Genomic DNA, 14,199 nt, shown 5'->3' with positions numbered 1-14,199 from the left:
GTGGGTCTTCCACTGCCCGACGCGCAAGTCAGGGAGGGTCGAGGCCGCCCGCCGGCCGTAAGTGCATGGACCGCAAGCGCCTGCTTCGCAACCCGCTGCTGTGGATCGCTGCGGTGTTGCTGCTGTACTTCGTCTTCACCGTTCTCTTTGACGACTCGCGGGGCTACCACCCCGTGAAGACGTCCCAGGCACTGCAACAGGTGCGGGACGGCAAGGTCAAGGAAGCCACGATCGAGGACAAGGAGCAGCGTCTCCGTCTCACCCTCACCGACGGCACCACGTTCGAGGGCAGCAACCGCCTGATCACGCAGTTCCCGGCCAGCTCGACGGACGAGATCTTCACCGTCCTCGACCAGGCCGGCAACAAGCCGACGGTGGAGACCAAGGTCAGCCAGGAGTCCATCCTGATGCAGATCTTGATCTACCTCGTGCCTCTCGGCCTGCTGTTGCTGCTGCTCATGTGGATGATGAACAACGCCCAGGGCGGTGGCAACCGCGTCCTGAACTTCGGCAAGTCCAAGGCCAAGCAGCTCTCCAAGGACATGCCCAAGACGACGTTCTCCGACGTCGCGGGTGCCGAGGAAGCCGTCGAGGAGCTCGAGGAGATCAAGGACTTCCTCCAGAACCCCGGCCGCTACCAGGCGCTCGGCGCCAAGATCCCCAAGGGCGTGCTGCTCTACGGCCCGCCGGGAACCGGCAAGACGCTGCTCGCGAGGGCCGTCGCCGGTGAGGCCGGGGTGCCGTTCTACTCGATCTCCGGCTCGGACTTCGTCGAGATGTTCGTCGGTGTCGGCGCCTCGCGTGTGCGCGACCTGTTCGAGCAGGCCAAGCAGAACGCGCCGTGCATCATCTTCGTCGACGAGATCGACGCGGTGGGCCGCCACCGCGGTGCCGGTCTCGGCGGCGGCCACGACGAGCGCGAGCAGACGCTGAACCAGCTGCTCGTCGAGATGGACGGCTTCGACTCGCGCGGCGGGATCATCCTGATCGCGGCGACGAACCGCCCCGACATCCTCGACCCGGCCCTGCTGCGCCCCGGCCGCTTCGACCGCCAGATCCCGGTGTCCGCACCGGACCTGAAGGGCCGCAAGCAGATCCTGCGGGTGCACTCGAAGGGCAAGCCGCTCGCCGCGGACGCGGACATCGACGGCCTCGCCAAGCGCACCGTCGGGTTCTCCGGCGCCGACCTCGCGAACGTCATCAACGAGGCAGCGCTGCTCACCGCCCGCCAGAACGGCACCACCATCACGGGTGCCGCGCTGGAGGAGTCGGTCGACCGCGTGATCGGCGGTCCGGCCCGCAAGAGCCGGATCATCTCCGAGAAGGAGAAGAAGATCACCGCGTACCACGAGGCAGGGCACGCCCTGGCCGCGTGGGCCATGCCGGACATCGACCCGGTCTACAAGGTCACGATCCTCGCCCGCGGCCGCACCGGCGGCCACACCCTCTCGGTGCCGGAAGAGGACAAGGACCTGATGACCAGGTCCGAGATGATCGCGCGACTGGTGTTCGCACTGGGTGGCCGGTCCGCCGAGGAGCTCGTCTTCCACGAGCCCACGACGGGTGCGTCCAACGACATCGAGCAGGCGACGAAGATCGCCCGCGCGATGGTCACCGAGTACGGCATGAGCGCGAAGCTCGGCGCCGTGAAGTACGGGCAGGAGCAGGGCGAGCCGTTCCTCGGTCGCTCGGCGGGCCGCCAGGCGGACTACTCGCTGGAGGTCGCGCACGAGATCGACGAGGAGGTGCGCAAGCTCATCGAGGCCGCGCACACCGAGGCGTACGAGGTGCTCAACACCTACCGCGACGTCCTCGACGACCTCACGCTCGAGCTCTTCGAGAAGGAGACCCTGCACCAGAAGGACCTGGAGCGGATCTTCGCCCGCGTCGAGAAGCGGCCGCGCATCACCCAGTTCAACGACTTCGGTGACCGCACGCCGTCCGACATCCCGCCGGTCAAGACGCCCGGTGAGCTCGCCAAGGAGCGCGGCGAGCCGTGGCCCCCGGTCGTCGAGGACACCCTCGACGAGGACCCGGAGCCGCTGCCCGAGCCCGCTCCCGGTGAGCAGCCCACCGAGCAGCTGCCGTCCACGAACGGCTCGAACGGCGCCCACCAGCCGGGTCAGCCCGGTGCCCAGGCGGGCCCGCCGAACTACGGCGCCCCTCCCGGGTGGACCCCGGCGACCGTGCCCGGCGGCAAGCCGCACAACGTCTGGGAGCCGAAGAAGCCGCAGCCGGACCAGGACGAGCGGCAGTGACCGAGCAACACCAGCTCGACGGAGACGCCGGCCTCACCCGCAACGGGGAGGCCGGCGTCTCCGCGCGGCGGGTCTTCGACCAGGCCCGCGCCGAGGCTGCGGTGCGCGAGCTGCTGATCGCGTGCGGTGAGGATCCGGAGCGCGAAGGCCTCCGCGAGACACCCGCGCGAGTGGCGCGCGCCTACCGCGAGTTGTTCGCCGGTCTCTACACCGACGCGGACAGCGTGCTCGCGAAGACGTTCGACGAGAGCCACGAGGAGCTCGTCCTCGTCACGGACATCCCCATGTTCAGCTTCTGCGAGCACCACCTGCTGCCGTTCCACGGCGTCGCGCACGTCGGGTACATCCCGAACGAGCACGGCAGGGTCACGGGGCTGTCGAAGCTCGCGCGGCTCGTCGACCTCTACTCGAAGCGGCCGCAGGTGCAGGAGCGGCTGACGTCGCAGGTCGCCGACGCGCTGGTGCGCAAGCTGGAGCCGCGCGGCGTGATCGTGGTCGTCGAGGCCGAGCACCTGTGCATGGGCATGCGCGGCGTGCGCAAGCCCGGCTCCCGCACCACGACGTCCGCGGTGCGCGGGCTGCTGCGCACCTCCGCCTCGTCGAGGGCGGAGGCGATCGAGCTGATCAGGGGCCGGACGCGGTGACCGGTCTGCCTCGTCCCGGCCGCTGCGTCGTGATGGGCGTGCTGAACGTGACGCCCGATTCGTTCTCCGACGGCGGCCGCTACGTCGACCGCCGCGACGCGGTGGCGCACGGCGTCGAGATGTTCAAGCGCGGTGCTGACGTCGTCGACGTGGGCGGCGAGTCGACCAGGCCCGGTGCGCAGCGCGTCGACCCGGCCGAGGAGATCGCCAGGATCGTGCCGGTGATCCGCGCGCTGGTCGCCGAGCAGGTGCCGGTCAGCGTCGACACCATGCGCGCCTCGGTCGCCTCGGCGGCGCTGGAGGCGGGCGCGTCGATCGTGAACGACGTCTCGGGCGGCCTCGCCGACCCGGAGATGGCTTCCGTCGTCGCCGCCGCGGGTGTGCCGTACGTGCTGATGCACTGGCGCGGCCACAGCACGGAGATGGACTCGTTGGCGAGCTACGACGACGTGGTGACCGACGTGCGCGCCGAACTGCTGGAGCGCGTCGAGTCCGCCCTGGCCGCGGGTGTGGCGGAGTCGTCGATCGTGCTGGACCCCGGTCTGGGCTTCGCGAAGCTCGGCGACCACAACTGGGAATTGTTGCAGCGCCTGGACGAACTGGTCGAGCTGGGTTTCCCGGTGCTGGTGGGGGCGTCGCGCAAACGCTTCCTCGGCGCGTTGCTCGGCGGCCGTCCACCGGACGGCAGGGAGGACGCGACCGCGGCGGTGTCCGCTCTGGCCGCGTTCAACGGAGCTTGGGGTGTGCGGGTGCACGACGTCGACCGGACGCTGGACGCGGTCGCCGTCGCCGGTGCGTGGAGGCGGGGACGTGGCTGACCGGATCGCGTTGACGGGCCTGCGGGTGCGCGGGCACCACGGGGTGTTCGAGCACGAGAAGCGCGACGGGCAGGAGTTCGTCGTCGACATCACGCTGTGGCTCGACCTGGGTGCCGCGTCCCGCACGGACGACCTGAAGGAGACCTACCACTACGGCGAGCTCGCGGAGATGGCCGCGGCGATCGTCGGTGGTGAGCCGTACGACCTCATCGAGACGGTGGCGGGCAAGATCGCCGACGCCGCGATGACCGACTCACGGCTGCACGCGGTCGAGGTGACGGTGCACAAGCCGTCCGCACCGATCCCGCTGACGTTCGACGACGTGTCGGTGACGATCCGCCGTTCGCGCCGGCTCGCCGCGCCGCTGCCCCAGGGCAAGCCTTGAGCCGCGCGGTCCTCTCGATCGGCTCGAACCTCGGCGACCGGTTGGCCTTCCTGCAGTCAGTCGTGGACGGGTTGCGCCCGCACGTGGTCGCCGTGTCGCCGGTGTACGAGACGGCGGCGTGGGGTGTCGAGGACCAGCCGGACTTCCTGAACGCCGTCGTGGTCGTCGCCGCGGACGACGTCGACGAGTGGGGCTGGCTGCGGCGCGGCCAGGCGCTGGAGAACGCCGCCGGACGCGTGCGGGAGAAGCGCTGGGGACCGCGCACGTTGGACGTGGACGTCGTTTCGGTGGACGGGGTGACCTCGGACCACCCGGAGCTGCTCCTGCCGCATCCCGGGGCGTTCGAGCGCGCGACGGTGCTGATCCCGTGGCTCGACGTCGAGCCGGACGCCGTCCTGCCGGGCCACGGACCCGTTGCGGCGCTGGAGTTCTCGGCCGAGGGCGTGCGGCGGCGCGACGACCTCGTGCTTTCCGGTTGGATGGACTCGTGAGGTTCACCCGTCCCCGCGACCTGGCGGCCGTCGCGATCATCGCCGCGCTGCTGGCCCACCTGCTGCTACGGCTCGCGTACGACTCGTTGCCGCCACTGCCCGTGCTCGCCGGGTCGACGCTGTTCGCCATCGCGGTCGCGGAGGTCGTGTTCGCGTTCTCGTTGCGCGCCAGGATCCAGCGCCGTCCGGGAGCGCGCCCGGTGCAGCCGCTGACGGCCGCCCGCGCCGTCGCACTCGCGAAGGCTTCGTCCGTTCTGGGCGCTTTGATGTTCGGTGCCTGGACCGGGTTGCTGATCTTCGTCCTGCCCGTCCGCGACTCGTTCCCGGCGGCCTCGAACGACCTGGTGGCAGGCGTTGTCGGGGTGGTCGCGGCGCTCGCGCTGACGGCCGCGGCGCTGTGGCTCGAGCACTGCTGCAGGACGCCGACGGAGAGTTCCGGGAACGAATAGATACCCGGCCGTAGGTCTCAGTCGCATAACTACGCGGTACCGTAGTGCCCATGACCGGGCGAGGCGCGTCGACCGACGGCGAGCAAGAAGATCACGGTCGTGGCTCCGGGCGGTTGCTGTTGGTAGCGGCATTGGCGCTCGCCCTGGTGGCCGCGGCGGTGCTCGTGCTGAGCGACAGTGCCCGCATGCTGCGCCTGGCCGTGGTGGCCGCGTTGTGGGCGGCCCTGGTGGGCGCCTTCCTCGCCGCCAAGTACCGCAAGCAGGTCACCGAGCGCGACGACGAGGTGGCCGATCTCCAGTCGGTCTACGAGCTCGAGCTGGAGCGCGAGGTCGCCGCCCGGCGCGAGTACGAGCTCGAGATCGAGGCGGAGACCCGCAAGCGCATCGAGGAGGAGTCGCGCGCGGACATCGAGGCCCTGCGCGCCGACCTCCACGCCCTGCGCGACAACCTCCAGGCGTTGCTCGGCGGCGACGTGCTGGTCGAACGGGTGGCGTTGCGCGCGGAGTCGACCCGCCTGCGCTCGCTCGGCTCGGAGGCGTCCCGGCTGACCTCCGGCGCCGAGAACCGCGTCATCAACGCCAAGCCCGCGATCACCGCCAGCGCGTCCGTCGTGCCGGAGAAGCCCTCCGAGCGCACCGAGCTGATCGAGCGCATCGCCCACGAGGCCGCCAAGGTGCAGCAGCCGCGCCGCGAACAGGCGAGGCCCGAGCCCGTGCGCCCGGACCCGGCCAGGAACTCGCCGCGCCCGCAGCCCGCCGCCGCGCGCCGCGAGCCCGTGAAGGCCGCGAAGCAGGAACCGGCGAGGCCGCAGCAGCGCCCCGGTGCCGCTGCTGCCTCCGCGTCCGCTCGCCTCGGTGCCGCCGCCGCGCAGCAGAAGGTCCAGCCGCCGGTCCCGACGGTGAAGGCGAAGCCCGTGCAGGCCCAGGCGCACCGCACCGAGCGCGTGCAGCGGCCGACGCAGCCGCCGGCCCGCACCGAGGCGCTGTCGCGTCCGGAGCAGCCGCCGAAGGCGCCCGTGGCGAAGCCCGTCGCGAAGCCCGTGGAAGCCCGCAAGCCCGAGACCCGCTCCCGCGTCGCCGAGCGCACGGAGATGATCGACCCGAAGTCCCTGCAGGCCGCCGGTGGCCGCCGCCGCACCGACGACCGTCCGGCGCCCGCTCAGGACAGCGGTTCGTGGGAGACGTTGAAGCCGGACAGCCCGTCGAGCTCCGGCGCGGGTGGCCGCCGCCGTGCCGACGACGTCCCGCCTCGCCGCACCGCGTCCGAGGACTCGCTCGTGTCGCTGCCACCGGTGAGCCGCCGTGCCTCGGAGCAGTCGTCCACCAGGCTGCCGGTCGTGAACACCGGCCGTCGCTCCGCGGCCGACGAGCCGTCCGTGTCGGGCCGCCGCGTGGCCGAGGACTCGTCGACGCGCCTGCCCGCCGTCTCGACCGGACGCCGCGCGGCACCGGAGGACCCGTCGGGCGCGCACGCGGACGGCAAGTCCGTCAGCGAACTGCTGGCGTCCCTGGGCGGGGGCGACGCACCCCGTCGCCGGCGCCGGCGCGACGACTAGCCGTCACTTGTCGATGTCGCCGACGACGACGGCGAACGAGCTCAGCACCGCGGGCAGGTCGTCGACCCGCGTGCCCGGCAGCAACGCCGACAGCGCCTGGACGTTGTTGAACGACGGCGTGCGGAGCTTGAGGCGCCACGGCGTCTTCTCGCCGCGCGACGACAGGTGCACGCCCGAGGTGCCGAGCGGCGCCTCGACGCGGGTGTAGACCGACCCCTCCGGGGCCTTGACGGCCTTGGGCAGCCGGAGGTTCACCGCCCCCTGCGGCAGCCGCTCCAGGCACGCCGCGGCGAGCTCGACCGACCTGGTGACCTCGTCGACCAGGCACCGCACCCGTGCCGCGGCGTCGCCCGCGGTCCGGACGACCGGCGTGAAACCGAGCTGCGCGTACGCGGGCAACGGGTCGTCGCGCCGCAGGTCGAAGTCCACCCCGCTGGCCCGGCCGATCGGCCCGGTGACGCCGTACGCCAGCGCGTCCTCGTGCGGCAGGACGCCGAGCCCTTCGAGCACGCCGAAGTCGATCTCCAGCGTCGAAACGTCCACAGTGGACAGGAAGTCCCGGACCCTGCCCGTCCAGCCCGCCGGGACGTCCTCGCGCAGGCCGCCGATCCGGTTGAACATGAAGTGGATGCGCCCACCCGACGCCTCCTCCATCAACGCCTGCACGCCTTCGCGGTACGTGGCTGCGTTGGGGGACAACGGGGTCAGGAACACCATGTGCGCCATCAGCCGGTTCAGCTCGCACAGCAGGGCGCGCAACCACTGGGCGCGGGCTGGCACGTCCATGCCCGTCATGCGTTCGACGGCCAGTGCGACCGCGAGCTCGTTGCAGAACGCCGAGAGCCAGTCGTGGCGGTTCGCGAGCGTCAGCACCTGCCGGTAGTCGCGGACCTCGAAGAGCTTCTCGGCGCCGCGGTGCAGGTGGCCGACGAGCGGCTCGGCGGCGGTGATCACGAGCTCGGGCGTGACGGTGAGGCGCAGGCGGTAGGCGCCGTGGGCCGACGGGTGCAGGGGACCCAGGTCGACCACGCGGTCCACGCCCAGGTACTGGGCCCCCGCACCGACGCCGACGGTGATCTGCTCGCTCACCCGAGCATGGTTTCACGAGCCGCGACGTGCGGCTCAGGCCCTGGTGACCGCGAAGAGGAAGCACCCGTGCGACACGCTGCGGACCTGCACGGCGTCGACCTCCGGGTCGTCGAACAGCCTTTCCACCACGCGGTCGAACGAGCCCGGCTCCACCACCTCGCCGTCGTGGATCTGCCCGGCGGCGTTGTAGGACCGCAGGATCCGCGAGCCGGCCAGCAGCTCCTGCGGCAACCGGTCCAGCGCGGGCGAGTCCGGGCACTCCACGTGCAGGAAGACCGGCCCCACCTCGGCGTAGGGCCCCTTGCCGAACGGCGGCGAGTAGCGCAGCAGCCAGACCGGCTCACCCGGCAGCGACTTCCGCAGGCAGCAGCGCACCGGCACCCCGGGCTCGGACTCGCGGTACTCGCGGCCGGGGTCGGAGAACGGGGCGGACGACGGCACGGTGTGGATTCGCATGACGTCCACGATCGCCGTCACGGCAGCGGATCTCCGGCGGATTTCGGACGCCAGGGCGGCAGCGGGGGCAGCAGGTCCGCCACGGCCACCCCGCACCCGTGCAGCAGCCACCCGAACCCGCCGAGCCCGGACGGGTCCCGCAGCTCGGCGATCCGGCCGGCCCGCGACGCCGACTCGAGCCAGTCCCACCCGGAGCCGGACACCGAGCCGGACAGCCCGAGGGCCGCCAGCGCGTCCCGCTGCGACACCAGCACGTGCTCCCCGCCCGCGGCCGCGGCGCAGGCGTCCAGGGCGACGTGCGCGGTGATGTCGCAGGACCCGTCGAACACCACGGGCACCTGGCGTCCGGCCCGGTACCCGGTCAGCGAGAAGTGCCGTGACGACACCAGGTGCCCGTAGTCGACCGCGAGGGCGGCACCGCGCACGGAGGCCACGGCGGCGGCCCAGGCGGCGTCGCGGGGCGCTCCCACCTCGGCCTGCTCGCCGTCCCGCAGCGAAGGCCACCACCGGGTGATCCACGGATCGGAGGACGGCCCGGTCACCACGGGGCAGGGGATCGCGTCGAGCCACTCGTGGCCGACCAGCAGCCCGGTGCAGGGCGGGATCTCGCGCACCCACCGGACCCCGGCCAGCTCGACGGGGGGACCGACCTCCACGGCGGTGACCCGCAGTCGTTCGCCGAGCGATCCCGACGCCAGGGAACGCACCGCGGAGGCCAGCTCACCGCCGCCCGCGCCGACGTCCACGAAGTCCACGACCGGGGGAAATCCGAGGGCGGCGTCCACGCGGGAGAGCAGCGCCAGCAACGCCTCGGCCAGCTCCGTGCCGACCAGGACAGACGTGCGGAAGTGCGAGGAGGGCTTCTCGCCGCGCGCGAAGAAACCGCCCGGCCCGTAGAGCGCGGCGTGCCAAGCGGCTTCCCAGTCGAACATCGGACAAGTGTGCATCTAAGGTCATTTTCGTGACCGACGCCGACCTGACGCCGACGCCGACGCCGAAGAAGCGCATCGAGCAGCGCCGCTGGACCGTTCTGTTCCCCGTCGTGGCGCTGATCGCGCTGGCCGCGGCCGGGCTCGTGCTGTTCGCGCTCGGCACGTCGAGCATCGGCATCGAGCCGCTGCTGGTCGGTGCCGCCGCGGCGCTCATCCCCGTCGCGTTCGTCGTGAGCGCCTTCCTGTGGATCGACAGGTGGGAGCCCGAACCGGCGAAGATGCTGCTCTTCGCGTTCGTGTGGGGCTCCTGCGGCGCGACGATCAGCTCGCTCGCGTTCAACCAGACGTCCCGGGTCCTCGGCGACCTGCTCACCAACGACGGCACGACGTTCACCGCCGTGGTCGGCGCGCCGATCGTGGAGGAGGCCACGAAGGCCGTCTTCCTCATCGCGGTGTTCGCGCGGCGCCGCCACGAGTTCGACGGCGTCGTGGACGGCATGGTCTACGCGGGCATCACGGCCGCGGGCTTCGCGTTCACCGAGAACATCTGGTACTTCGGCCGGGTCTTCCTGGAGGACGGGCTCGGCGACATGGGCGGCGGCGTGGTCGCGCTGTTCGTCCTGCGCGGGGTGCTGTCGCCGTTCGCCCACCCGCTGTTCACGGCCATGACCGGCATCGGTGTCGGCATCGCGGCCACCACGAGCAACGCCAAGGTCCGCGTCATCGCGCCGATCGGCGGCTACCTCGTGGCCGTCGGGCTGCACTCGCTGTGGAACTTCTCGACCACCGTCGGCACCGGGTCCGACTTCATCAACCTGTACTTCCTGATCATGGTGCCGGTGTTCGCGGGCGCCGTCGCGATCGTGGTGTGGCAGCGGCGCAGGGAGCAGCGGATCGTTGCGGGCCAGCTCGCCGCGATGGCGCAGAACCGGTGGATCGCCAACAGCGAGGTGGCCCTGCTGGCGAGCCTCAACGGCCGCCGGAACTGGCTGAGGGCGGTCAAGCGCAAGTCCGGTGACTCGGCGGTGAAGTCCGTGCGCGCCTACCAGATCGCGGTCACCGAGCTCGCGTTCCTGCGGCACCGCATCGAGCAGGGAACGGCGGGCCAGAGCGCCGAGCAGCGGCACGGGGCGCTGCTCGACGCGCTGCACTCCGCCAGGGCGGCCGCCCGCCGGTGAGTCCCGTCACCGATCCCCTCGGCAGGGGATCGGCGGGACTACCCTCGGCGGCGTCGTCTGGTACCCGCACCGGGACTGGAACGTCAGAAGGAGTTGGTCGCATGGACGCGACCCCACGTCCGGCGAGGCTCGCCGTCGGTGTCATCTCGGCAGGCCGCGTCGGTTCCGTGCTGGGTGCCGCGCTCGCCAGGACGGGCCACGTGGTGACCGGCGTCTCCGCCGTCTCCCGGGCCTCCCGCGACCGCGCGGACGAGCTGCTGCCCGGCGTCCCGGTCGCCGACCCCACCGAGGTCGCCCAGCGCGCCGACCTGGTGCTGCTGGCCGTGCCGGACGACGAGCTGGAGGGCCTGGTCAAGGGCCTGGTCGCCACCGGCTCGCTGCGGGCGGGCCAGATCGTGGTGCACACGAGCGGCGCGCAGGGCGTGAAGGTCCTCGAACCCGCCGCCGGGCTGGGCGCCCTCACGATCGCGCTGCACCCCGTCATGACCTTCACCGGCCGTCCCGAGGACCTGCAGCGGATGAGCTCCGCGTGCGTCGGCGTGACGGCCGCGGACGGCGACGAGGTGGCCTGGAGCGTCGGCGAGGCGCTGGTCGTCGAGATGGACGCGGAGCCGGTCAGGGTGCCCGAGTCCGTCCGCCCGCTCTACCACTCCGCGCTGGCCCACGGCGCGAACCACCTGATCACGCTGGTCCGCGACGCCGCGGACCTGCTCACGAACGCCGGCGTCGCCGACGCCGAGCGACTGCTCGGCCCGCTGCTGTCCGCCGCGCTCGACAACGCGCTGCGCCACGGCGACCGGGCCCTCACCGGTCCCGTCGCCCGAGGCGACACGGGTACCTTGCGCAAGCACCTCGGCGTGCTCGCGCAGCAGGCACCCGAGACCCTGCCCAGCTACCGCGTGCTCGCCCGGCGCACCGCCGACCGGGCCGAGCACTCCGGGCTGCTCAAGCCCGGCGCGGCCGACGACGTTCGCACCACTCTCGAGGACTGACGTGACGAAGCCACTGACCAAGGACGACTACCGCCCGGACGACGTCACGGTGCACCGCGACCCCGCGCGGCTGAACCGCGTGGTGCGGGCCCTGCGCGGCGCCGGCCGCAACGTCGCGCTCGTGCCCACGATGGGCGCCCTGCACGCGGGCCACCGGCAGCTGATCCGCGAGGCGAAGGTCATGCAGAACACGGTGGTCGTGGTCTCGATCTTCGTGAACCCGCTGCAGTTCGGGCCGGACGAGGACCTCGCGAAGTACCCGCGGCGGTTCGAGGCCGACGTGGACGTCTGCCGCGAGGAGGGCGTGGGCCTAGTCTTCGCGCCGTCCGCCGAGGACATGTACCCCGAGGGGGCGCAGGTCACCGTCCACCCCGGACCGCTGGGCGACGAGTTGGAGGGCGCCGTCCGCCCCGGCCACTTCGCGGGCGTGCTCACGGTGGTGTCGAAGCTGTTCAACATCGTGCAGCCCACGTACGCGGTGTTCGGGCAGAAGGACTACCAGCAGCTGCAGCTCATCCACAAGATGGCGCGCGACTTGAACTTCCCGCTGGACGTCGTCGGCGTGCCGACCGTCCGCGAGCACGACGGCCTGGCGCTGTCGTCGCGCAACGCCTACCTGGGCGAGGAGGAGCGCCACTACGCCGTGACGCTGTCGGCCGCGCTCACCGCCGGTGCGCACGTGTCGGCCCAGGGCGCGGACGCGGTGCTCAAGGCCGCGCACGACGTGCTGGCGCAGACGCCCGAGGTCGAGCTCGACTACCTGGAGCTGCGCGGGCCGGACCTCGGTCCCGCGCCGGAGAACGGCGACGCCCGGCTGCTCGTGGCGGCCCGCGTCGGTTCCACCCGCCTGATCGACAACATCGCGGTGTTGCTCGGCGAAGGCGACGAGTAGGGGGAATGACATGTTCCGCACGATGCTGAAGTCCAAGATCCACCGCGCGACCGTGACGCAGGCCGACCTGCACTACGTCGGTTCGGTGACCGTGGACGAGGACCTGATGGAGGCCGCCGACCTGCTGGCGGGCGAGCAGGTCGCCATCGTCGACGTCACCAACGGCGCCCGGCTGGAGACCTACGTCATCCCCGGCGAGCGCGGCACCGGCGTGCTCGGCATCAACGGCGCCGCGGCGCACCTCGTGCACCCCGGCGACATCGTGATCCTGATCGCGTACGGGCAGATGGACGACGCCGAGTCGCGCGCCTACCAGCCGCGCGTCGTGTTCGTGGACGCCGACAACAAGGTCGTCGACCTCGGCTCGGACCCCGCCCACGCCCCCGAGGGCTCCGGACTGGTGAACGGCTCGACGAACGCACCGTCTTCGGAGACAGTCGAGGCGACCGCGCTGGACGCGTTGATCAAGACCGAGAACTGAGGAACACACCGTGCTGCTCGCCATCGACGTCGGCAACACCAACATCGTGCTCGGTCTGTACGACGGGGTCGGCGACTCGGCCCCGCTCGTGCGCGACTGGCGCATGCGCACCGACGCCAGGATGACCGCCGACGAGCTCGCGCTGACCATGCGCGGCCTGCTCGGCGAGTACGCCGACAAGATCACCGGCATCGCCGCGCTGTCCACCGTGCCCGCGGTGCTGCGCGAGCTGCGGGTGATGCTCGGCCGCTACTACGACGCCGTGCCGAAGGTGCTGGTCGAGCCGGGCGTGAAGACCGGCGTGCCGCTGCTCGTCGACAACCCGAAGGAGGTGGGCTCGGACCGCGTGATCAACACGCTGGCCGCGCACCACCTCTACTCGACCTCGTGCGTCGTGGTCGACTTCGGCACGTCCACGAACCTCGACGTGATCTCGTCGCGCGGCGAGTTCCTCGGCGGGGCGCTGGCTCCGGGCATCGAGATCTCGGTCGACGCGCTGGCCGCGCGCGCCGCCCAACTCCGCAAGGTCGAGCTGGTCCGGCCGCGCAGCGTCATCGGCAAGAACACCGTCGAGTGCCTGCAGTCGGGCATCGTCTACGGGTTCGTCGGCCAGGTGGACGGGCTGGTGCGCAGGATCACCGAGGAACTCCAGCAGACCGACCCCGGCCCCGTGACGGTGATCGCCACGGGCGGGCTCGCCCCGCTGGTCGTCTCCGAGTCCTCGACGATCGCGCACCACGTGCCCGACCTGACCCTGCTGGGGCTGCGGCTCGTGTTCGAGCGCAACCTGTCGCCTACTCGCTGACCCGCACCATCCGGAAGACCTCGGCGCGCAGGGGGACGTCGAACGGCCCGTTCGACGTCTCCGGGCGTTCGCGCAGGTAGGCGAGCATCTTGTCGTTGATCGCGGCGCGCTCCTGCTCGTCGATGACGATCATGCGCGAATGGGTGTTGATCCAGGCGATGGCGGCCTCGGGGGAGTCCCGGTGGTGGGTGTGCGGGAACGTGGTGCGCTCCTCCGGTGCGAACGACGGGTGCGCCGTGATCGAGACGGGGTCGTGCCGGTCGGACTCGACGCTGGTCGCCGACAGCCGTTCCAGGTCGCGCACCCACTCGACGTCCGTGACCGGCTCGACCCACATGGCCGCCAGCACGCCGCCGGGCCGCAGCACGCGCGCGATCTCCGGGAGGGCCTTCTCCTGGTCGAACCAGTGGAACGCGGTGCCGACGAAGACGGCGTCGACGGTCTGGTCGGGAACGGGGATGTGCTCGGCGTGGCCCGGTAGCGCGCGCACGCCGTGAACGCGGCGCACCAGCTCGGACAGCATCTGCTCGTTGGGCTCCACGGCTGTCACGCGGTGGCCTTCCGCGCACAGGCCCGCGGTCAGCTTGCCGGTGCCGGCGGCCAGGTCGAGCACGTCCAGTCGCTCGTCCGTCCCCAGTGGCTCCAGAGCCCACCGGATCGCCGCCACGGGATAGTCAGGCCGGTGTTCGGCGTAGGCCTCCGCCTGTGCGCCGAACGAGTCCGCTCGCCTCGCGTGTAGATCCATCACCCCAACTTAGTGAGTGGACGGGCGC

At 71.8% G+C, this 14,199-nt stretch carries 16 protein-coding genes; 12 read left to right on the top strand and 4 right to left on the bottom strand.

Features of this window, described 5'->3' with window-relative positions:
• Window positions 1-65: 65 nt before the first annotated feature.
• The 7 genes from ftsH to L6E10_RS19175 are packed head-to-tail and all read left to right on the top strand — an operon-like array spanning window position 66 to window position 6,601.
• Window positions 66-2,258, top strand: a complete 2,193-nt coding sequence (gene ftsH / locus L6E10_RS19205) for an ATP-dependent zinc metalloprotease FtsH (RefSeq protein WP_236220853.1) — start codon at window positions 66-68, stop codon at window positions 2,256-2,258.
• The gene (folE, locus tag L6E10_RS19200; protein ID WP_236220852.1) at window positions 2,255-2,902 is read left to right on the top strand and encodes a GTP cyclohydrolase I FolE; all 648 of its coding nucleotides are present in this window, start codon (window positions 2,255-2,257) and stop codon (window positions 2,900-2,902) included. Before ftsH ends, folE begins: the two co-directional genes overlap by 4 nt.
• A gap of 32 nt (window positions 2,903-2,934) precedes the next feature.
• Window positions 2,935-3,720 carry a dihydropteroate synthase gene (folP, locus tag L6E10_RS19195; protein WP_236221129.1) on the top strand — a complete coding sequence of 262 codons (786 nt, stop codon included), beginning with the start codon at window positions 2,935-2,937 and terminating at the stop codon, window positions 3,718-3,720.
• Window positions 3,713-4,105, top strand: a complete 393-nt coding sequence (folB, locus tag L6E10_RS19190; RefSeq protein ID WP_236220851.1) for a dihydroneopterin aldolase — start codon at window positions 3,713-3,715, stop codon at window positions 4,103-4,105. The genes folP and folB overlap by 8 nt, the downstream gene beginning before the upstream one ends.
• The gene (gene folK, locus L6E10_RS19185; RefSeq protein WP_236220850.1) at window positions 4,102-4,596 is read left to right on the top strand and encodes a 2-amino-4-hydroxy-6-hydroxymethyldihydropteridine diphosphokinase; all 495 of its coding nucleotides are present in this window, start codon (window positions 4,102-4,104) and stop codon (window positions 4,594-4,596) included. The genes folB and folK overlap by 4 nt, the downstream gene beginning before the upstream one ends.
• Complete coding sequence (locus tag L6E10_RS19180) at window positions 4,593-5,045, top strand: DUF3180 domain-containing protein (protein ID WP_236220849.1); 453 nt, start codon at window positions 4,593-4,595, stop codon at window positions 5,043-5,045. The genes folK and L6E10_RS19180 overlap by 4 nt, the downstream gene beginning before the upstream one ends.
• A 50-nt stretch (window positions 5,046-5,095) precedes the next feature.
• A complete protein-coding gene (locus tag L6E10_RS19175) occupies window positions 5,096-6,601 on the top strand; it encodes a DUF6779 domain-containing protein (RefSeq protein WP_236220848.1) in 1,506 nt (501 codons plus the stop codon).
• Window positions 6,602-6,604: 3 nt separating this feature from the next.
• Here L6E10_RS19175 and L6E10_RS19170 read toward each other — a convergent pair whose 3' ends face one another.
• Genes L6E10_RS19170 through L6E10_RS19160 form a run of 3 tightly spaced genes read right to left on the bottom strand, consistent with a single transcriptional unit; the run spans window position 6,605 to window position 9,078 of the window.
• Window positions 6,605-7,690 carry an NADH-quinone oxidoreductase subunit D gene (locus L6E10_RS19170; protein WP_236220847.1) on the bottom strand — a complete coding sequence of 362 codons (1,086 nt, stop codon included), beginning with the start codon at window positions 7,688-7,690 and terminating at the stop codon, window positions 6,605-6,607.
• A gap of 33 nt (window positions 7,691-7,723) precedes the next feature.
• Window positions 7,724-8,146, bottom strand: a complete 423-nt coding sequence (locus L6E10_RS19165) for a DUF1203 domain-containing protein (protein ID WP_236220846.1) — start codon at window positions 8,144-8,146, stop codon at window positions 7,724-7,726.
• Window positions 8,147-8,163: 17 nt separating this feature from the next.
• Window positions 8,164-9,078: an SAM-dependent methyltransferase gene (locus tag L6E10_RS19160; protein WP_236220845.1), complete on the bottom strand. Its 915-nt coding sequence runs from the start codon at window positions 9,076-9,078 to the stop codon at window positions 8,164-8,166.
• Window positions 9,079-9,107: 29 nt separating this feature from the next.
• Between L6E10_RS19160 and L6E10_RS19155 the strand changes: the two genes are divergently transcribed.
• From L6E10_RS19155 to L6E10_RS19135, 5 genes are all read left to right on the top strand, one after another.
• Window positions 9,108-10,256: a PrsW family intramembrane metalloprotease gene (locus tag L6E10_RS19155; protein ID WP_374236976.1), complete on the top strand. Its 1,149-nt coding sequence runs from the start codon at window positions 9,108-9,110 to the stop codon at window positions 10,254-10,256.
• Between the two features lie 101 nt (window positions 10,257-10,357).
• Window positions 10,358-11,248, top strand: a complete 891-nt coding sequence (locus tag L6E10_RS19150; protein WP_236220844.1) for a Rossmann-like and DUF2520 domain-containing protein — start codon at window positions 10,358-10,360, stop codon at window positions 11,246-11,248.
• A gap of 1 nt (window position 11,249) precedes the next feature.
• Window positions 11,250-12,140 (top strand): pantoate--beta-alanine ligase, encoded by an 891-nt coding sequence (gene panC / locus L6E10_RS19145; protein WP_236220843.1) that lies wholly within the window; start codon window positions 11,250-11,252, stop codon window positions 12,138-12,140.
• Window positions 12,141-12,150: 10 nt separating this feature from the next.
• The gene (panD, locus tag L6E10_RS19140; RefSeq protein ID WP_236220842.1) at window positions 12,151-12,621 is read left to right on the top strand and encodes an aspartate 1-decarboxylase; all 471 of its coding nucleotides are present in this window, start codon (window positions 12,151-12,153) and stop codon (window positions 12,619-12,621) included.
• Between the two features lie 10 nt (window positions 12,622-12,631).
• Window positions 12,632-13,426 (top strand): type III pantothenate kinase, encoded by a 795-nt coding sequence (locus L6E10_RS19135; RefSeq protein ID WP_090097543.1) that lies wholly within the window; start codon window positions 12,632-12,634, stop codon window positions 13,424-13,426.
• Here the strand turns inward: L6E10_RS19135 and L6E10_RS19130 are convergent.
• A complete protein-coding gene (locus tag L6E10_RS19130) occupies window positions 13,416-14,171 on the bottom strand; it encodes a class I SAM-dependent methyltransferase (protein WP_236220841.1) in 756 nt (251 codons plus the stop codon). The genes L6E10_RS19135 and L6E10_RS19130 overlap by 11 nt on opposite strands.
• Window positions 14,172-14,199 lie beyond the last annotated feature (28 nt).

Origin of the sequence: Lentzea sp. CC55 (assembly GCF_021056325.1) — a bacterium.
Lineage (GTDB): Bacteria > Actinomycetota > Actinomycetes > Mycobacteriales > Pseudonocardiaceae > Lentzea > Lentzea jiangxiensis.
Note: the sequence above shows the minus strand (reverse complement) of the source record. Positions and strands in the feature narration are given on the sequence as shown.